16 protein-coding genes are annotated in these 17,994 nt (G+C 60.2%); 10 read left to right on the top strand and 6 right to left on the bottom strand.

The features are described from left to right. Positions 1 to 4 precede the first annotated feature (4 nt). Entirely contained in the window at positions 5 to 1,243 is a 1,239-nt protein-coding gene (locus ACSBLW_RS09120; RefSeq protein ID WP_435259899.1) for an ROK family transcriptional regulator, read from the bottom strand. A gap of 4 nt (positions 1,244 to 1,247) precedes the next feature. Next, on the bottom strand, positions 1,248 to 1,685 hold the full coding sequence (locus ACSBLW_RS09115) for an RbsD/FucU family protein (RefSeq protein ID WP_435259898.1): 438 nt from the start codon (positions 1,683 to 1,685) through the stop codon (positions 1,248 to 1,250). A 226-nt stretch (positions 1,686 to 1,911) separates the two neighbouring features. Between ACSBLW_RS09115 and ACSBLW_RS09110 the strand changes: the two genes are divergently transcribed. The 4 genes from ACSBLW_RS09110 to ACSBLW_RS09095 all read left to right on the top strand — a co-directional run bounded on the left by ACSBLW_RS09110 (position 1,912) and on the right by ACSBLW_RS09095 (position 5,535). Further along, positions 1,912 to 2,925 carry a substrate-binding domain-containing protein gene (locus tag ACSBLW_RS09110; RefSeq protein ID WP_435259897.1) on the top strand — a complete coding sequence of 338 codons (1,014 nt, stop codon included), beginning with the start codon at positions 1,912 to 1,914 and terminating at the stop codon, positions 2,923 to 2,925. Positions 2,926 to 3,032: 107 nt separating this feature from the next. Next, entirely contained in the window at positions 3,033 to 4,148 is a 1,116-nt protein-coding gene (locus tag ACSBLW_RS09105) for an ABC transporter permease (protein WP_435259896.1), read from the top strand. Positions 4,149 to 4,183: 35 nt separating this feature from the next. Further along, entirely contained in the window at positions 4,184 to 4,930 is a 747-nt protein-coding gene (locus tag ACSBLW_RS09100; protein ID WP_435260080.1) for an ATP-binding cassette domain-containing protein, read from the top strand. After that, positions 4,927 to 5,535 carry a nucleoside/nucleotide kinase family protein gene (locus tag ACSBLW_RS09095; RefSeq protein WP_435259895.1) on the top strand — a complete coding sequence of 203 codons (609 nt, stop codon included), beginning with the start codon at positions 4,927 to 4,929 and terminating at the stop codon, positions 5,533 to 5,535. The genes ACSBLW_RS09100 and ACSBLW_RS09095 overlap by 4 nt, the downstream gene beginning before the upstream one ends. Positions 5,536 to 5,599: 64 nt before the next feature. On the opposite strand, the gene ACSBLW_RS09090 is transcribed toward ACSBLW_RS09095, so the two are convergent. Further along, positions 5,600 to 6,532: a DMT family transporter gene (locus ACSBLW_RS09090; protein ID WP_435259894.1), complete on the bottom strand. Its 933-nt coding sequence runs from the start codon at positions 6,530 to 6,532 to the stop codon at positions 5,600 to 5,602. 161 nt (positions 6,533 to 6,693) lie between these two features. Here ACSBLW_RS09090 and ade point away from each other — a divergent pair, with 161 nt between their 5' ends. The 5 genes from ade to ACSBLW_RS09065 all read left to right on the top strand — a co-directional run bounded on the left by ade (position 6,694) and on the right by ACSBLW_RS09065 (position 11,714). Then, positions 6,694 to 8,406 (top strand): adenine deaminase, encoded by a 1,713-nt coding sequence (ade, locus tag ACSBLW_RS09085; RefSeq protein ID WP_435259893.1) that lies wholly within the window; start codon positions 6,694 to 6,696, stop codon positions 8,404 to 8,406. A gap of 107 nt (positions 8,407 to 8,513) precedes the next feature. After that, entirely contained in the window at positions 8,514 to 8,873 is a 360-nt protein-coding gene (gene arsC, locus ACSBLW_RS09080) for an arsenate reductase (glutaredoxin) (protein ID WP_435259892.1), read from the top strand. Between the two features lie 24 nt (positions 8,874 to 8,897). After that, on the top strand, positions 8,898 to 9,659 hold the full coding sequence (locus ACSBLW_RS09075) for an SDR family NAD(P)-dependent oxidoreductase (RefSeq protein ID WP_435259891.1): 762 nt from the start codon (positions 8,898 to 8,900) through the stop codon (positions 9,657 to 9,659). Positions 9,660 to 9,773: 114 nt separating this feature from the next. Beyond that, positions 9,774 to 10,910 (top strand): aromatic ring-hydroxylating oxygenase subunit alpha, encoded by a 1,137-nt coding sequence (locus tag ACSBLW_RS09070; protein WP_435259890.1) that lies wholly within the window; start codon positions 9,774 to 9,776, stop codon positions 10,908 to 10,910. Positions 10,911 to 11,000: 90 nt separating this feature from the next. After that, on the top strand, positions 11,001 to 11,714 hold the full coding sequence (locus ACSBLW_RS09065; protein WP_435259889.1) for a sirohydrochlorin chelatase: 714 nt from the start codon (positions 11,001 to 11,003) through the stop codon (positions 11,712 to 11,714). 92 nt (positions 11,715 to 11,806) lie between these two features. Here the strand turns inward: ACSBLW_RS09065 and ACSBLW_RS09060 are convergent, their stop codons facing one another. After that, positions 11,807 to 14,437, bottom strand: a complete 2,631-nt coding sequence (locus ACSBLW_RS09060) for an ATP-binding protein (protein WP_435259888.1) — start codon at positions 14,435 to 14,437, stop codon at positions 11,807 to 11,809. An 85-nt stretch (positions 14,438 to 14,522) separates the two neighbouring features. On the opposite strand from ACSBLW_RS09060, the gene ACSBLW_RS09055 reads away from it, so the two are divergent. Then, complete coding sequence (locus ACSBLW_RS09055) at positions 14,523 to 15,140, top strand: response regulator transcription factor (RefSeq protein ID WP_435259887.1); 618 nt, start codon at positions 14,523 to 14,525, stop codon at positions 15,138 to 15,140. A gap of 26 nt (positions 15,141 to 15,166) precedes the next feature. Here the strand turns inward: ACSBLW_RS09055 and ACSBLW_RS09050 are convergent, their stop codons facing one another. Then, positions 15,167 to 16,558: a glutamine synthetase family protein gene (locus ACSBLW_RS09050; protein ID WP_435259886.1), complete on the bottom strand. Its 1,392-nt coding sequence runs from the start codon at positions 16,556 to 16,558 to the stop codon at positions 15,167 to 15,169. A 7-nt stretch (positions 16,559 to 16,565) separates the two neighbouring features. Continuing rightward, complete coding sequence (locus ACSBLW_RS09045; RefSeq protein WP_435259885.1) at positions 16,566 to 17,948, bottom strand: aspartate aminotransferase family protein; 1,383 nt, start codon at positions 17,946 to 17,948, stop codon at positions 16,566 to 16,568. Positions 17,949 to 17,994: the final 46 nt, after the last annotated feature.

Here is a 17,994-nt window from a genome sequence, read left to right as displayed (position 1 = left end):
GGGGTTAAATCTCGCGGCCTGCGGCGTTCTGGTCGATCAGATACCGCTGGGACAGCGGAATGGCTGCTGCCCCCATTGCGCGGGCATCGGCCCCGACCGTGCCTTGGCGGATGGCTGGGGGATCAATGCCGGCGAGATCGAGTTTGTTCAGGGCGGCTTCGGTTTTCGCGGTGATCGCTGCCCGCACTTCGGGTGGGATCCAGCCGTCGATCAGAACCGCTTCAAGTTCGAGAAGTGTCGAGGCGGAAAGGATCGCCCAGGCTAGGCCCGTGGCGGCATTGTCTATCCAGTCTTCCAAAGTTTTGGGGTCGATGTCCCAGCGGTCGTGCCGTTCCCACAGTAAATCGGAATTCTGACCTTTTTCTTCCAGCGCAGTGGCAAGCGTTGCGGCAGAGGCCGCAGACAGAAGGCGGCGCATCTTGTGATCGGAACTGGGAACCGGCATCGGCCCGACACCAGCCGCGTTGCCGGTGCGGCCAGTGTGAAGCTGACCGTTTAGGACAAGCCCGCCGCCGATGAAATAGCCGAAGTAGAAATAGAGAAAATCCTTTGGCCGGTCACCCGTGCCAAAGACCAGTTCGGCCCCGCAGGCTGCGGTGGCGTCGTTCTGGACGTAGACCGGAATGCCGGTCAGCGCGGCAAGTTCCGCCTGAATGTCACGATGCCGCCATTCATCCATTTCTTCTTGTGGTGCGCCGATGAACTGCACCCAGTTCCAAAGTTGGAACGGCATTGCCACGCCCAAACCGCCGATACGGTCACGCGCCTCGGGCGAGATGTGCCCGATCATGCGGGGCATCGCATCCTGTACGAAATCGACAACGGTCGAAGGTGTCGGATAGCGATAGATCCGTCGCTCGGACGCGCGGATTTTCCCAACGAAATCAACTAGGATAAGGTCAGCAGACCGGCGACCTATCTTGAGCCCCAAGAAGAATGCCCCGTCGGGATTAAGCGACATGGGTATCGAGGGTTGTCCGATGCGGCCCCGTTGCGGTTCGCCGCGCATCAGGAGGCCGTCATTTTCCAAGGCCCGCATGATGACCGAGACGGTCTGGGCAGAGAGGCCCGTGATCCGCGCAATATCAGATTTCGCAAGCGCCCCATGCTGGCGAACGAGGGTCAAGACAAGCCTTTCGTTCTGCGCACGCATCCCCGACTGGTTGGTGCCACGAAGAACCGGATCATCCGAAGATGGTCGGTCTGTAGACGCCGGAGTGGGGGTGTTGGGCGTCGTATCCATGTTTCTAGCTGGAACCTTTTGTGACCACGCCCTTGCGCAAGATCACGTTGGCATAAAGGGCCATCTCGCTGGTCGCAACAATCGTATGAGCATTTTTGATCTTTGGATAAAGATCAGCGCCAGCAAGCGGCTGGACGACAAAGCCAGGTTTCAGGCTGCCGCAGAGGGCTTCGATCTCGTGATGAATGGTTCCCATCTGGCTGGGGTCGTTCATCAGGCTGGCGCGGTAGATTGCGGCAGGTGTGTCCGTATCCAGCGGAAAAAGGGGCAAGATCGCCTCAAGCAGTGCCAGAATCCCATGCCCGTCCGCGCGAACAAGCCTGCGGGCATGCTCCTGCGCGGGGTAATTCGCGTCGACCAAGGCAATTTCATCGCCATGGCCCATCGAGCGCAGCGTGAACAAAAGCTCTGGCCCCAATAAAGCGGGGATCCCGATCAGCATCTTTGTTTTTCCGTATTTCTGGGTCTGGCATTCGGCGCCAAACCTTCTCCCTGACTGACCAAGATGGGGGACGAATCATGACTCTGTCAATAATAAATCACTGTGATTTATTTATGTTGACGTAGGGGGTCGAATCAGGTTTTGTAAGGACATCGCAGCAGGTGGAACGGCTGCGCAAACATTAGGGCGGTTGGATTATCCGGTCGCCTTCCTTGGGAGGAATACCATGAACATCACGATGAAGGCCCTTCTGGGCTCGGCTGCTTTTGCATTGATGGCAACTTCGGCATCGGCCGCCGATCTGGCCTGCCTGATCACCAAGAATAACACAAACCCGTTCTTCGTGAAAATGAAAGAAGGCGCCGAAGCCGCTGCTGCGGCCGCTGGTCTGGATTTCCAAGCTTACGCTGGTGAAGTCGACGGAGACGCCGCTCCGCAGATCACCGCCATCGAGAACTGCGTCACCGCTGGCGCCAAGGGTATCCTGATCACCGCCTCGAACGACTCGGTTGGCCCGGCTCTGAAGGCTGCCCGCGACGCTGGCGTCCTCGTGATCGCTCTGGACACCCCGCTGGCTGACGCCGACGCTCAGGACATGACCTTTGCGACTGACAACTTCGAAGCTGGTCTGCTGATCGGCAAGTGGGCTGCTGCGACGCTGGGTGATGGCGCTGCTACCGCCAAGATCGCCATGCTGGACATCAACAAAGACAACATCTCGGTCGACGTTGCCCGCGACACTGGCTTCCTCGTTGGCTTTGGCATCGAAGTTCCGGATCTGACCGTGATGGGTTCGGAAACCGACCCGCGCGTGATCGGCCACGAATCTTCGGGCGCGAACCCGGAAGGTGGCCAGAAGGCCATGGAAACCCTGCTGGCCAAAGACCCGGACATCAACGTGGTCTACACCATCAACGAACCTGCTGCTGAAGGCGCCTATCAGGCTCTGAAGGCTGCTGGCAAAGAAAACCAGGCGATCATCGTTTCGGTTGACGGCGGCTGCCCGGGCGTTGCCTCGGTCAAGTCTGGCGTGATCGGCGCGACCTCGCAGCAGTATCCGCTGCTGATGGCGTCGAAAGGTATCGAAGCAATCGCCGCTTTCGCTAAGGACGGCTCGAAGCCCGCTGCTTCCGAAGGCCTGTCGTTCTTCAACACCGGTGTGAACCTGGTGACGGACAAGCCGGTGGAAGGCGTTCCGTCGATCGACTCGACCAAGGGCACCGAGCTCTGCTGGGGCTGATTAAGGCAGACCCTCTGTCTTGATTTAATGAAGGGCGGGGTTAGCCTCGCCCTTCTTCATACCTGCGGCCCTCTGCCCAGTGTGAGAGCGGGAGAAAATTCAGAACGATGAGTAGTCCAGACGCACCAACCAAAGTGATCTCTGACTTCGAAGCCAAGCTTGACCAAGCCGATAAGGCCGTCGCGCAGTTCGAAGCAGACGACCGCACGGCGCTTGCCACCATCAAAGGGGTATTGCGGCGCCATCCAACCCTTATTCCAGCTGCAGTCCTGCTGCTGTCTTACCTGTGTTTTGGGTTTGTGGCCTTTGCCTTGGACCATGGAAGCTTCTTCCGTGGAGTAGTTCTGTCGACCATCCTTCAGCAGATGACAATTGTGGGTCTTGTCGCACTGGCGCAGACTTTGGTGATCCTGACTGCTGGGATCGAGCTTTCCGTGGGTGAAATCCTTGTCTTTTCGGCGCTGGTGATGGCCAACCTTGCCGTCAACACCGACAACCCCGAAGCGGGTGGTCTTCCGGTTCCTCTGGCCATTCTGGCGGGCATCGGGATCGGTACTTTGATGGGGCTTTTCAATGGTTTCCTTGTCACAAAGATCAAGCTGCCACCGTTCATCGTGACGCTTGGCACCCTGTCGATCTTCCGGTCGCTGAAACTGGCCTATTCCGGGTCTGAATCGGTTCGGAACGTGGACATTACCGCCCAAGCGCCCAGCCTCTTGTTCTTTGGTCAGGGCTTCAAGATCGGCAGTGCCACGGTTACCTTTGGCATGATCGCACTTTTGCTTCTTGCCGCTGTAGTCTGGTATGCGCTGAACCGCACGGCATGGGGTCGCCATGTCCACGCGATTGGCGATGATCCTGATGCTGCGATGCTGTCGGGGATCAAAGTCGATAAGGTTCTGATCTCGGTCTATGCTGCGGCGGGCGCAATCTGCGGTTTCGCGGCATGGGTGTCGATTGGCCGTATCGGTTCGGTTTCTCCCATTGCCTTTGGCGATATCAACCTTGCTTCGATCACCGCTGTGGTGATTGGCGGAACCTCTCTCTTTGGGGGACGTGGTTCCGTGGTGGGCGCGATCCTTGGGGCCATCATCGTTCAGCTTTTCACAACCGGTCTTTCGGTTGCGGCGCGGGTGGACGACTACTGGCAAACCTTCGCGGCGGGCTGTCTGGTGATTGTCGCTGTTGCACTTGACCAATATCTGAGGAGGGCTTCGAAGTGACGGAAGTGACCCCCATCATCAAGGCGCGCGGCCTGATGAAGCGCTACGGTACCGTGGTGGCGATGAATGGCTGCGATTTCGACCTGAATCCCGGCGAGATCCTTGCGGTTATTGGCGACAACGGCGCAGGCAAATCGACCCTGATCAAGGCGCTTTCCGGTGCGGTGACCCCCGATCACGGGACCATCGAACTGGAAGGAAAGCCTGTCCACTTCCGCGGCCCGGAAGAGGCGCGTGAAGCTGGAATCGAGACGGTTTATCAGACACTTGCCATGTCACCGGCCCTGTCGATTTCGGAAAACATGTTCCTTGGCCGCGAATGGCGCAAGCCTGGCATCATGGGGTCTGTTTTCCGGATGACGGATCGGGCGCGCATGAATGCCTTTGCCCGCGAAAAACTCTCCGAGCTTGGGCTGATGACCATTCAGGACATCAATCAGGCGGTTGAGACGCTTTCGGGCGGTCAGCGGCAGGGTGTTGCCGTGGCCCGTGCGGCGGCTTTCGGTTCGAAGGTGGTGATCCTTGACGAACCGACGGCGGCGCTTGGGGTGAAGGAATCCCGGCGCGTTTTGGAACTGATCAGCGATGTGCGTTCGCGTGGCATTCCGATCATCCTGATCAGCCACAACATGCCGCATGTCTTTGAAGTTGCTGACAGAATTCACATCCATCGGCTTGGTCGGCGGCTGTGCGTCATCAACCCGAAAGACTATTCGATGTCGGATGCTGTGGCGTTCATGACGGGCGCCAAGGTGCCGGAAGGCGTGGAAGAGCAAGCATGACACCCGAAGCCCTTGCCAAGGAGATACGCGCAAGGGCCGGAGACGGGCAGGGGCGGTTTCTGATCGCCCTTGCCGGACCGCCCGGCGCCGGAAAATCGACCCTGTCGGACGCTTTGGTTCACGCCTTGGGCGCAGGGGCCCGGGTGGTGCCGATGGATGGTTTTCACCTTGACGACATCGTACTGAATGCCCGTGGAATGCGGTCGCGCAAAGGTGCCCCAGAGACCTTTGACGTTGCCGGGTTCATTCATCTTATCAAGAGGTTGCGGGACGAGGACGAAATTGCCATCCCGGTTTTTGACCGCTCGATGGAGCTGTCGCGGGCGGCTGCGGACATCATTCAGCCCAGTGATCGGTATCTGATTGTCGAGGGCAATTACCTGCTTTTGAACGAAGGTCGTTGGGCCGAATTGGCACCGATGTTCGATCTGACAATCTGGATTGATGTGAGCCTTGAAGAGCTGGATCGGCGGTTGGTGGATCGCTGGGCCTATTATGGAAAATCGCCTGCCGAGACGCGGGCGTGGATTGACAGCAATGACATGCCAAACATCCGTCGGACGATTGAAAACTCGCGTCCCGCTGATGTGGTGATCCGGCCCTGACTGGCCAAAATCGGGGGCGGCACCTTGCGTACACCCCCTGTACACCCCCCGTACAGACAGACGGTCAGCCTTGGGGCGTCATCGCCTTGCGTTGGCGGGCGCGTTCAAGACCCAACCGACGCTCGCGCCAGATGATCAGGACACCTGCGGTGATCACGATGGCAGCCCCAGCCAGCATGGCCATTGTCGGCACTTCGGAGAAGACGAAATAGCCGATGGCGAGGGCGAAGATCATCGAGGCATAGTCGAAGGGCGCGACGAGCGAGGCATCGGCCTCACGGTAACTGGAGGTCAGGAAGATCTGGCCCAGCCCGCCCAAGAGCCCGGCCAGAACCAGCAGAGCCGCCTCGGATGCGGTGGGGATGACCCAGCCGAAGGGAATGGTGAACAGCGACAAGATCGACGCAGTACAGGAAAACCAGAAGACGATGGCCGAGGTCTTTTCGATGGCCACCATCTTGCGCACGAAGACCTGCGCCAGAGCGGCAAAGACCGCCCCACCCAGAACCAGCATGGCGCCAAAAGCCTCGCGGTGGCTGGCGCTGCCTTCAAGAAAGGTCAGGCGCGGCCAAAGCACGATCATCACCCCGGTCATGCCAAGGATGACGCAAGAGATGCGGAACAGGCGGACGTCCTCGCCCAGAAACATGGCGGCAAAGATGACGGTCAAAAGCGGGGCCGCGTATCCGATGGCCGTGACCTCGGGCAAGGGAAGATAGCCAAGGCCGGCAAAGCCAAGCCCCATCGCGCAGGTGCCTGCGAAGCCACGCCAGACATGGCCCATCGGGTTTTTCGTCCGCAGTCCGGTAGAAAGTTCGCGACGCATCGCCAGCCATGCGACGATGACCGGAATGGCAAAGAAGGACCGAAAGAACACGGCTTCGCCTGCCGGAACATGGTCGGCGGTGGATTTGATCAACGCACTCATCACGATGAAGATCAGAACCGAGACGAGTTTATAGGCGATGCCAAGAAGCGGGCCGCGAAGGACGGGCATGGGGAAGAACTCCTGTCCTTTTCAATCCATCACCCTTGGACGCAGGGTGCAAGCTGCGTTTTGTGAGGGGCACAATGTGGAGGCTGTCGGGAGGCGTTCGGGTGCATCCCCCCTTTTCGCCGGAAGGTGGCTCTGATTTGCTAGGGGAAAGGAGTCGCGACATGGTTCATATTCCCCCGAAGGCCCCGTTGGCCGACCGCATTTCCCAAGGGCGCGGACAGGCCTTGGCCGATCTGGTGCTGAAAGGCGGGCGGGTGTTTGACCTGATCACCGGGGAGTTGGTCGAAACCGATGTGGCGATTTGCGGCGATACGATTGTTGGGGTCTTTGGCCAATATCAGGGTCGGCGCGAGATTGACGTGGCGGGTAAGGTGCTGGTGCCGGGATTTATCGACACGCATCTGCACATTGAAAGCAGTCTGGTCACGCCGTTTGAATTCGATCGCTGTGTGACGCCGCGCGGGGTGACGACGGCGATCTGCGACCCGCACGAGATTGCCAATGTCTGTGGCGTGCCGGGGATTGCCTATTTCCTTGAGGCCGCCGAACACACGCTGATGGATGTGCGGGTGCAGATTTCGTCCTGCGTGCCCTCGACCCATATGGAAACGGCGGGGGCGCGGTTGGAGGCGGAAGATTTGATCCCGTTGCGTGACCACGCGCATGGCATCGGTTTGGCCGAGTTCATGAATTTCCCCGGCGTCTTGATGCGGGATGCGGGGGTGATGGCCAAGCTGGAGGCGTGGCAGGGACGGCATATCGACGGCCATGCGCCCTTGCTGCGTGGCAAGGATCTGAACGGCTATATCGCGGCGGGCATACGGACCGAGCATGAGGCGACCAGTGCCGAAGAGGGGTTGGAAAAGCTGCGCAAGGGGATGCGGATTCTGATCCGTGAAGGGTCGGTTTCCAAGGATATGCATGCCTTGGCGCCGCTGCTGACCGAACGCCACGCGCCCTATCTGTGCCTGTGCACGGATGACCGCAATCCGCTGGATATCGCGGAACATGGACATCTGGATTACATGATCCGCACGCTGATCGCTTTGGGCTGCCCGCCCTTGGCGGTCTATCGGGCGGCGTCCTTAAGTGCGGCCGAGGCCTTTGGGCTGAAGGACCGGGGGCTGATCGCGCCGGGCAAGCGGGCCGATATTGCGGTGATTGACGGGCTGGAAAGCTGCCATGCCGCGCTGGTGCTGGCAGGGGGCGTGGTGGCCGATGCGGCGGCCTTTGCGGCGCGGGCATGGGTGGAGCCGGTCGGGCGGCATTCGGTCAAGACACCAAAGGTGAGGGCGGAGGATTTCCGCACTGGCGGAAACCGGGTGGAGACGCCGGTGATCGGGATATTGCCGGGCAAGATCATCACCGAGCATCTGACCTTTGATATTCCGCCCGTCGATGGCGACAAGCGGCCTGATCTGGCGCGGGATCTGGTGAAGATCGCGGTGGTGGAGCGGCATGGCAAGAATGGCAACTGTGCGACCGGCTTTGTGAAGGGCTTTGGTCTGAAACGGGGGGCGATTGCCTCGACCGTTTGTCATGACCATCACAATATCGCGGTGGTGGGGGCCGATGCGGACGATATGGCGCTGGCGGCAAACCGGCTGGGCGAGATCGAGGGCGGCTTTGTGGTGGTGGAGGGCGGCAAGGTTCTGGCCGAACTGGCGCTGCCGGTGGCGGGGTTGATGAGCCTTGAGCCGTTTGAGCGCGTGCGGGACGATCTGGTGGCGTTGCGGGCGGCGGCAAAGTCGCTGGGTGTGGTGCTGGAAGAGCCGTTCTTGCAACTGGCGTTTCTGGCACTGCCGGTGATCCCGCATCTGAAAATCACCGATATGGGGATGGTGGATGTCGACCGGTTTGAAATCATTCCCTAAGTTCAGGCGCCGGGGGCGCTTCGCCCCCCGGACCCCCAGAGGATATTTTCAGACAGAAAATGGGCTGTTGGGGGCGCAGGGGTTCTGACAGGAAGGAGAGAGGGAGTATGACGATCGTGATCTATCACAACCCCCGTTGCAGCAAATCGCGAGAAGTGCTGGCCCTGATCCGGGAAACCGGGGCCGAGCCTGAGATTGTCGAGTATTTGAAGACAGGCTGGACCTTGCCGCAGCTTCAGGGCCTGTTCGCGACGGCGGGTGTCATGGCGCGGGACGCCTTGCGTGAGAAAGAGGCGGCTGCCGTGGAAAAGGGCCTGAAAGAGGCGGATGAGGCTGCGATACTGGCCGCGATGGTGCAGCATCCGGAACTGGTGAACCGGCCCTTTGTCACCACGCTGAAAGGCGCGCGTCTGTGCCGCCCCTCGGATTTGGTGTTGCAATTGCTGGATCATCCGCCTGCGCCTTGACGCGGCGAGGAAAGGGAGGCTGCGATGTTTGCAGTGGTGACGGCGGGGGTTTCGGCCATTGGGCGCGATATCGTCAGAGGCTTGGCGCGGGCTGGATATGATGTGGCCTTTACCCATTTGGGGGCTGAGGCCGCGGCGGCGGATCTGGTGGCGGATGTTGAGGCCATCGGGCGGCGGGCGCGGGGGTGGGACTCCGATGTGGGCGACGAGGCGGCGGTAGCGGGTTTTTGGGCAGAGGCGGTCGGATGGGGCGGGGCGCCGGATGTTCTGGCCAACAATGCGGGCATTCAGACCTGGGCGCGGCTGTTGGATTTGCGGGGCGACCAGTGGGACGCAGTGATGCGGACCAATCTGAAGGGCTGTTTTCTGAACACCCAAGCCGCGGCGCGGGCGATGATTGCGGCGGGCAAGGGGGGCAGCATCGTCAACCTTGGGTCGGGCTGCAACAAATTGGCCTTTCCGCGGCTGGTGGATTACACGGCCTCGAAAGGTGGGATCGAGCAGTTTACCAAGGTGTCGGCGGTGGAATTGGGGCCGAAGGGCATTCGGGTGAACTGCGTGGCACCGGGCGCGATTGCGACCGAGCGCACGGCGGCGGAGGCGGGCGATTATGCGGGCACTTGGTCGAAGGTGACGCCGCTGCGCCGGGTGGGGGTGCCCGAGGATATTGCGGGGCCGGTTGTGTTCCTTTGCAGCCCGGCGGCAAGTTTCATCACCGGGCAGACGATCTGGGTCGATGGGGGTGTTTTCTCGCAGGCGACCTGGCCCTATGATCTGGAGGACTGAAGTGCCCGCCCTGTGCCTTTGGCGCAAACTGGACTGATGAATTTCAAGTGACGCAACGTTGTTTGTGTGCTTACAATCTTGCGACTCCCCAGACTGTCTGAACCGAGGTTTGCCATGACTCGCCATGACCCCAGCCTGACCCCCCTTGCGGAACTGCGTGCCAATGTCTCGGTCCCGTTCGAGCGCGCGCGGGCGATGCCGAAATCGGTTTATACCTCGCCCGAATTCGCGGCGCTGGAAGAGACGCATATCTTTGCGCGCGAATGGCTGTGCGCAGGGCGGGCCGAGGCGCTGCCAAACCCCGGCGACTATCTGACGATGGAAATCGGGGGCGAGCCGATCATCATTTTGCGCGACCGGGAAGGGGCGTTGCGGGGGCTGTCGAATGTCTGCCGCCACCGGATGAGCACTTTGCTTGAAGGCCGGGGCAATGTGCGGTCGATCGTCTGCCCGTATCACGCCTGGACGTATAATCTGGATGGCAGCTTGCGCGGGGCGCCTGCGATGAGCCTGAATGAAGGGTTCTGCAAGGAAGACGTGAAGCTGCCCAAGGTGCGGGTGGAAAACTGGCTGGGCTGGATCATGGTCACGCTGAACCCTGATGCCCCGTCGCCGCGTGAGGCCTTGGCCGATGTGGAAAAGCTGGTCGGCTATCTGGATATGGGATCCTATGTCGAGGCTTTCCGCGAGGAGTTTCACTGGGACACGAACTGGAAGGTTCTGGCCGAGAATTTCATGGAGAGCTATCATCTGCCGGTCTGCCACGAGGGCACGATTGGCGGCACGGTTGATCTGATGAAGATGACCTGCCCCGAGGGCTTTGCCTCGTTCAACTATCACTACATCATGAAGAACGACAGCCTGCCGCTGACCTTGGCGCACCCGTCGAACACCACCTTGGAAGGTGATCAGCGGCGGATCACATGGCTTTTGTCGATCTACCCTGCGCTGCTGATCACGCTGACGCCGGGCTATTTCTGGTATCTGAGCCTGACGCCGGATGGTCCGGGCAAGGTGAAGGTGCTGTTCGGTGGCGGGCTGGCTGCGGATTGGGCGGCGGACCCGGAGGCGGCTTCGCATTTCGCGGCGCTGAAGGCGCTGTTGGATGACGTGAATGCCGAAGACAAGGGCTGTGTCGAGCGGGTTTATCGGGGCCTTTGCGCAGAATTGTCAGAGCCCGGTGCGCTGAGCCATCTGGAGCGGCCGAATTTTGAGTTTGCGCAATATATCGCAAGCAAGATGCCCGCCTGAAAGGCTGCCTGAGAAAGATGGGGTAAGCCGCAGAACGGATTGCGCGGCGAGGGGCTTGCTGGCCTTGCCCTTTGCGCTAGGTTGGCGGCCATGACCCTAGGACCAGACCCAAAACGAAAAGCCCTGATTGTCTCGCATGGGCAGCCGTCAGACCCTTTGCCCGCAGCAGCGGAAATGGCGGCATTTGCCGAAGGCGTGGCGTCGCATTTGCCCGACTGGCAAGTTGCCTCTGTTACGCTTGCGGAAGAAGGTGCCTTGGCGCGTGCCTTGGCCGAGATGGGACCGGGCGGCGTGGTCTTTCCGATGTTCATGGCGGGGGGATGGTTCACCAAGGTGAACCTGCCGCGCAAGCTGGCCGAGGCGGGCGGGGCGGATTGGCGCGTGCACGAGGCCTTTGGCACGCTGGAGGAGATTCAGGACCTGGCCGTGACGATTGTGCGCGAGGCGGGGGGGGCTGAAGGCGGTGAGCTGCTGTTGGCCGCGCATGGGTCGTTTCGCAGCCCGGCCCCTGCGGCGGTTGCCTGTGACGTGGCGGCGAAGATAGGCGCGGCGCTGGGCTTGGCCCGGTCAGAGGCGGCCTTCATCGACCAGACACCGCAGATTTCTGCGGCGACAGGCTTTGGGCCGGAGGCAATCTGCCTGCCGTTCTTTGCGGCGCGTGGCGGACATGTCGTCGATGATCTGCCCGAGGCGCTGGAAGAGGCCGGGTTCAAAGGCCGGGTGCTGATGCCGCTTGGCCTTGATCCGCGCGTTCCGGGATTGGTGGCGGCTGCCTTGAAGAAAGACGCCGCTCGGCCCTTGTAAGGTTGGCATGGATCGACGTGCGCGCACCGGCGATCATCGGTCGTGCGGCGCGCAGTTCGGTTTTGCCACGTTCAGGGAAAGATCAATGCGCCCTAGGAGGCCAGCCGCGTGAGTTCGGCCTGAAGCGCGGAGCGCGTTTTGGACCAAAGATCGGGGAGGCTTGCAGCGGCGGCAAGTGCGCCGTCACCATCATCGCGCTTTATGTTGTTTTCGATGGTGGCCAGGACTTCGCGAAGGCGCTTGGTGCCAAAGGTTGCGCAGCCGCCCGCCAATTGGTGGGCCTGACGGGCCATTTCTGCCGTGGCAGTTTCAAAGGCGACCAAGGCCGCCACTGTGGTATCGGCTTCTGCAATCAAGCGCGATGCCAAGCTGTGCATCAGGTCAGCGCCCAGTTCATCGACCAGTTCCTGAAGCGGTGCCGGATCCAGCAGAGGCTGGCTGCCGGGCGCGGCTGGTTCACTATCTGGGTTCGCGGTCCCATTAACATGCGACATGAGCACCTCACGGCTTATAGGTTTGGTCAGGCAGGCATTCATGCCCACTTCTGCAAAGCGAGACAACTCGGCGGGAAGTGCGTGAGCCGTCAACGCGATGATCCGTGACCGCGCCGATGGGCCGCTTCCTGCGCGAATGCGACGCGTCGTTTCTACCCCATCCATGCGCGGCATGGAGATGTCGGTCAAGATCACATCGTAATAATTGGTTTCGGCGGCATGCAGACCTTCGACGCCATCAATCGTTTCCGTCACCTTGTGGCCGGCCTCTTCGAGGAAGCGGCGCAACAAGAAGCGGTTGATATCATTGTCTTCAATGATGAGGATATCAAGACCTGAGGCTTTGGGGGCATCGACCGCCGGGCTGTCTTTTTCTGGGGACGGGACGGCCGCAAGTTTCACTTGCGCGGGGCGCAGCGGCACGCGGATCCAGAAAACGCTGCCCTCGCCCAACTCGCTTTCGACGCCGATCGTTCCTGCCATGACCTTGGTCAGACGCCGTGCAATGCCGAGGCCAAGGCCGGTGCCACCAGCCTTGCGCCCGTAACTGGAGTCGAGGGTTTCGAAGTCCTCGAAGATCCGGTCAAGATCTGGCTCGGCAATCCCGATGCCTGTGTCGATCACCCGGAACTCGACAATTCCGGGGCGCCCATGTGCGGCCTTTGGCGCGATCCGTTCTGTTTCCAGTGTGATGGAGCCGTTGTGGGTGAACTTGACGGCGTTCCCGATCAGGTTCAGCAGAATTTGCTGCAAGCGCAATGCGTCGCCCCGGACCAGACCGAAATCTCCGGTCAAAGGGATATGGCGAAGGGTTGTTCCGTTTTTTTGCGCCAGCCCGTGCTGGTTGTCGATGCAATCGGCAATCAGGCGATCCAGATCGAAGGGCTCGTCGATCAGGCGAATTTCGCCCGCCTCGGCGCGGGCAATGTCGAGCACCGAGTTGACATGGCCAAGCAGAAGGTTGCCCGAGGTTTCAATGACGGAGAGGAGTTTTGTCTGTTCGTTGCTGAGTGTTGTGCTGCGAAGAAGATCGGCCGAGCCAAGAAGGCCATTCAATGGGGTCCGCATCTCGTGGCTCATCACGGCAAGGAAATCTGCCTTTGCCTTTTCGCCCGCCCGCGCCTTGACCAAGGCCTCGTTCAGCGCGGCTTCATTTGATTTGCGGTTCGTGATGTCGCGGATGAAGGCCACGATCAGAGCGCCTTTGACCAGATTTCGGCTGGCGAGCGAGACTTCGATTGGAAAGGATGATCCGTCGCGGCGTTTGGCCACCAGTTCAAATCGCTGGGGCCCGCTGCTGACGGATTTTGCCAAGGCGGCCGAAATCTGTTGTTGGTAGGCAGCGACGTCGTCGCTTGCAAAGATCAGGGGGATTATCTGGCTGTTGATGACATTCTCACGGTGCAGGCCAAACATGGCCTCTGCCGCCGGATTGAATTCGACAGCCCAGCCGCCCCTGTTGGTCACGATGATCGCATCAGGAGAGTTCGCGATGGTCATCTGGAGGCGGGTGCCGGTGATCTGGTTGATTTCGGCCTGCTTGCTGGTCAGCCGATAAAGATGGGCCAGCATCACGGACAGGATGATCAGGACGATCATCAGGGTTGTTGACGCCACGGCGATGCTTATCAGCGTCCTTTCCATCTGACCGCTGTTCTGGTCGGTTGTTTGCGAAAGGTTTTTATGCGCGGTCAGCACCAGATCGCGGGCTGCTGCATGGACATCGCTGGCCATCACTTCCAGACGGGGCAAGGCTTCGGCGAGGGCACTATCGTTGGCGTCGATATCGGGAATGCTTTGGTTCAAGAGATCTTGAATTCGGTCGATCCGCTCTTGATTCGGGGGCAGATCAATGACGGAGGCGTAAACTTGGCTCGTGTTCAGGACTTGGAAGCGAGAGTAGGCCACATCAAACCAGCGCCGAACTTCGGCAAGGGCGCGTCTGTCATTGGGGTGGCCAAGCGCATGTTCGACGGCCAAGCGTAGCTGAAGAACCTCGACCTCAGATTGATTTATGGCCCACTGACCTTTGTCCGCTTCTGCGATTTTCAGTTTGTTTAAGACTGTTTTTACGTCCGCAGATAGAAAACCGATGAGCGCAAGAAGACCCACGACCGCGACGGCGACGGCGACGAAGCGCCAAGTGAATCGTCTGCTTATGCGCCGATTTGATCCTTTTGGCGATGGATCGAACAAAAATCTGCTGGTCGACCCATCCGGAATCGTCATTGATACCGCCTATAGCCTATGGCCCCTTTGAATTATCTTGCTTAGTCTTGTGATTGGCAAGGAAAGGTACTTGAATCCCGTGCGCATGTTGCTTGCAGATGATCATGATCTCTTTCGCGAGAGCATTTCGGCGATGGTCTCCGCTGAAGGCGGTGTGACAGTCGTTCCCGCTGCGGATTTAGACGAGGTCATCGCGCGGCTGGGAGATGGCAAGTTCGACCTTGTTCTGTTGGACTATCGGATGCCGGGAATGAATGGGCTGGAAGGTCTGGATCGTACCCGGGAGCATGCCCCTTCAACCCCTATAGCGCTGATTTCCGGCACGACACGCCGAGACCTTGCCGAAGAAGCCCTAGCGCGTGGTGCGATTGGATTCGTGCCGAAAACCTTGGGGGTTCAGGCGTTGATCGCGGCAGTCAAACTGATGGCCGAAGGCGAGAGGTTTGCCCCCCTTGCAATGCTGGATGAGGCGCCAACACTGGCCGCAATTCTGGAAGAGCTGACGCGGCGGGAAATGGATGTCTTGAGGGGGATTTGCGAAGGCAAGTCCAACAAGGAAATCGGGCGTGATCTGGACGTGCAGGAAGTGACCATCAAGCTGCATGTCAAAACCCTGAGCCGCAAATTGGGCGCAAAGAACCGCACGCATGCTGCGATGATTGCCCGCGATGCCGGTTTGGACGTTCCATCGCGCGAGCAATAGGCCACCCGCGCGACGGAAGGCCGGTTTTACACTGTGTGCAGATACAGGTCGTAATCGACCTCGGACACCGTGCGCATGACGCGGGCGTATTCGGCGGCTTTGATGGCCGTGAAGGTGCGGTGCATGTCTTCGCCAAGGGCGTCTTTCAGGAAGTCTGACTGCTTGGCGGCCGAGATTGCCGAACGCCAGTCATCCGGGATGACCGGGGCATCTTCGCCGCCCGCATAGCCGTTTCCTGTGGTTTCCGGGCCGGGGTCGATTTTATGTTTCAGCCCGTGGCGGATGCCGGCAAGGACCGTGGCTGCGACCAGATAGGGGTTGGCATCGACGCCCGCGGGACGGTGTTCGATCCGCCGGGCGCGGATATCGCCTGCGGGGATACGCAGGGCAACCGAGCGGTTGTTGACGCCCCATGTCGGGCTGACGGGGGCGTAGCTTTGGCTGGCGAAGCGGCGCCATGAATTCGCGTGGGGTGCAAAGACCAGCATCGATTCCCCCATCGTGGCGCGAAGTCCGCCAAGGGCGTGCAGGATCGTTTCGTTCCACTGGCCTTCGGTTGCTTCGACAAAGACGTTCGTGCCGGACTTGTCCATCATCGAGACGTGGAAATGCATGCCCGAGCCTGCGTAATCTTCATTCGGCTTGGCCATGAAGCAGGCTGTGACGCCATGGGCGCGGGCCTGTGCGCGGACAATACGCTTGAGCCGCATCAGGTCGTCTGCGGCCTGCATCACATCGGTTCGGTAGTGGAGCGTCAGTTCATACTGGCCCGGCGCATATTCCGAGATCATCGTCTCGGCGGTGATGCCCGCAAGTTCCGCCCCTTTGTAGATGTCGGAAAACAAGGGCAGCATTCCGTGCAGGTGGTCGACGGAATAGACCTCGGTCTTGGCTGATTTGCGTCCGTCCAGCACGTCGCGGGCGGGCTGCACGCGCCCATTGCCATCGCGGTCATTGGCCAGCAGGAAGAATTCCAGTTCGAAGGCGCCTGCGGGGTAAAGCCCTTCCGCAGCCAAGCCGTCCACCTGCCGCTGCAAGGCGTGGCGGGGATCGGAGGTCATCTTGGCGCCGTCGAGTTCATACATCGACATGAAGACTTCGCCGCGCGGCGGATTGGTGTTGTGCAACCGCTTGAGCGTGCCCGGGATGGGCCATGCCCGCAGATCGCCGTCGCCCTGATCCCAGATCAGGCCGGTTTCGTGCACGTCTTCGCCGCAGATATCGAGGCCAAGGATGGAAATTGGCAGGTGGCGGCCATTCTTGTAGAAGGACAACAGTTCGTGCCGGCGAATGATCTTGCCACGTCCGATGCCATTGGCGTCATGCAGGATGATGTCGAAGGCTTCGACATCGGGGTTTGCAGCGAGGAAGTTTTCGGCTTCAGTGACGGAAGACCCCGAAGGGCTGGTCAAGGTCATGGCTGTCTCAGTTCTTGTTGGCGGGGGCGAATAGATCACCCAGAATTTCGTCGAAGGAGGCGATCAGGCGGTCAATCTGGCGGGATTTGGTGACCGGGCTGATCAGCATCATGTTGTGGAAGGGCGCAATAAGGCTGCCACGGTTCAAAAGCGCAGTATGAAGCGCGGCTTCGACCTCGGGCTGGTGGGCATCAGCGGCTTCGGTGCCGCTTTTGAGGGGGCCGGGGGCGCAGATGAATTCGACGCGCGCACCGACACGCACGACATGCCAAGGCGCGCCATGCTTTTCGATGGCCTTGGCAAGCCCTGCCGAAAGCCGTTCCGCGCCCTTTTCCATATGCGCGTAATTTTCGGGCGTCATGACCTCGGCCAAGGTCGCGGTCAGGCAGGCGAATTGCATCGGGTTGGCCGAAAGCGTGGTTCCCATGCCGGAATGGCCCGATGGCCGCTTTGCGTCATAGGCGTTGAAGCGCGCGGCGACCTCGTCCGTCATCCCCCAGACCGCGGTCGGCATGCCGCCAGCCACGCATTTGCCGACGACAAACATATCGGGCGAAAGCGAATGCACGCGGGTATAGCCGCCAAGGCCAGAGGAGATCGTGTGGGTTTCGTCGATGATGAGCAGGGCGCCGTATTTCCGGGTCAACTGGCGCAGACCGTCATGGAAACCGGCCTGCGGCAGCACCATGCAGGAATTGGTCATCACGGGTTCGGTCAGGATGGCCGCGACGTCCCCCTTTTTGAGAAGGGCTTCGACGCCTGCAAGATCGTTGAATTCGGCCACTGTGGCGGCGCGGGTCAGATCTTGGACCTGACCGATCAACCCCGGTCGATTGGCGGGTTTTCCCTGCACCAGTTCAACCATCGTGTCATCCAAAGTGCCGTGGTAGCAGCCGTTGAAGACCAGAACCTTTGGCTTGCCTGTCACCGCCCGCGCGACGCGCAGGGCAAAGCGGTTGGCGTCTGTTGCGGTGGTTGCGATCTGCCATTTGAAATTGCCGAACCGTTCGCAAAGCAGCGCGCCCGCCTGAAGGGCGGCCTCGGTTGGCAGCATGTAGGTCAGACCGCGACGGGCCTGTTTGCGGATGGCCTGTGCGACGGGGGCGGGCGAATGGCCGAACATGCTGCCAGTGTCGCCAAGGCAGAAATCATCCAGTTCGTTGCCGTCGATGTCCTTGATCTTTGACCCTTTGGCGCGTGCGACCAAGGGCAGATAGGGCATCGGCCAGTCGCGCATCCAATGCATGGGTACGCCATTCAGAAAGGCTCCCGCGCCCTTTGCCAAGGCTTTCGCGGCAAGGGGGCGTGACTCGCTGTAGCGTTTGGCCTCTTTGGCCGCGAATTTGCGAAGCCGGTCTGCGTTTATGCCTGCAATCTGAGAGTCGGTCATGGGAAGCCTCATCGGTTGACTGCTTATCGCTTGTAATTTGATCAAA

This window comes from Thioclava sp. FR2 (genome assembly GCF_051200875.1).
Lineage (GTDB): Bacteria > Pseudomonadota > Alphaproteobacteria > Rhodobacterales > Rhodobacteraceae > Pseudotabrizicola.
The sequence above is the reverse complement of the archived record's forward strand: the minus strand, read 5'-3'. Positions and strand labels throughout refer to the sequence as shown.

Coding starts and splice junctions, on each gene's coding strand:
- ACSBLW_RS09120 (WP_435259899.1), bottom strand. CDS start 1,243: ATGGATACGACGCCCAACACCCCCACTCCGGCGTCTACAGACCGACCA.
- ACSBLW_RS09115 (WP_435259898.1), bottom strand. CDS start 1,685: ATGCTGATCGGGATCCCCGCTTTATTGGGGCCAGAGCTTTTGTTCACG.
- ACSBLW_RS09110 (WP_435259897.1), top strand. CDS start 1,912: ATGAACATCACGATGAAGGCCCTTCTGGGCTCGGCTGCTTTTGCATTG.
- ACSBLW_RS09105 (WP_435259896.1), top strand. CDS start 3,033: ATGAGTAGTCCAGACGCACCAACCAAAGTGATCTCTGACTTCGAAGCC.
- ACSBLW_RS09100 (WP_435260080.1), top strand. CDS start 4,184: ATGAAGCGCTACGGTACCGTGGTGGCGATGAATGGCTGCGATTTCGAC.
- ACSBLW_RS09095 (WP_435259895.1), top strand. CDS start 4,927: ATGACACCCGAAGCCCTTGCCAAGGAGATACGCGCAAGGGCCGGAGAC.
- ACSBLW_RS09090 (WP_435259894.1), bottom strand. CDS start 6,532: ATGCCCGTCCTTCGCGGCCCGCTTCTTGGCATCGCCTATAAACTCGTC.
- ade (WP_435259893.1), top strand. CDS start 6,694: ATGGTTCATATTCCCCCGAAGGCCCCGTTGGCCGACCGCATTTCCCAA.
- arsC (WP_435259892.1), top strand. CDS start 8,514: ATGACGATCGTGATCTATCACAACCCCCGTTGCAGCAAATCGCGAGAA.
- ACSBLW_RS09075 (WP_435259891.1), top strand. CDS start 8,898: ATGTTTGCAGTGGTGACGGCGGGGGTTTCGGCCATTGGGCGCGATATC.
- ACSBLW_RS09070 (WP_435259890.1), top strand. CDS start 9,774: ATGACTCGCCATGACCCCAGCCTGACCCCCCTTGCGGAACTGCGTGCC.
- ACSBLW_RS09065 (WP_435259889.1), top strand. CDS start 11,001: ATGACCCTAGGACCAGACCCAAAACGAAAAGCCCTGATTGTCTCGCAT.
- ACSBLW_RS09060 (WP_435259888.1), bottom strand. CDS start 14,437: ATGACGATTCCGGATGGGTCGACCAGCAGATTTTTGTTCGATCCATCG.
- ACSBLW_RS09055 (WP_435259887.1), top strand. CDS start 14,523: ATGTTGCTTGCAGATGATCATGATCTCTTTCGCGAGAGCATTTCGGCG.
- ACSBLW_RS09050 (WP_435259886.1), bottom strand. CDS start 16,558: ATGACCTTGACCAGCCCTTCGGGGTCTTCCGTCACTGAAGCCGAAAAC.
- ACSBLW_RS09045 (WP_435259885.1), bottom strand. CDS start 17,948: ATGACCGACTCTCAGATTGCAGGCATAAACGCAGACCGGCTTCGCAAA.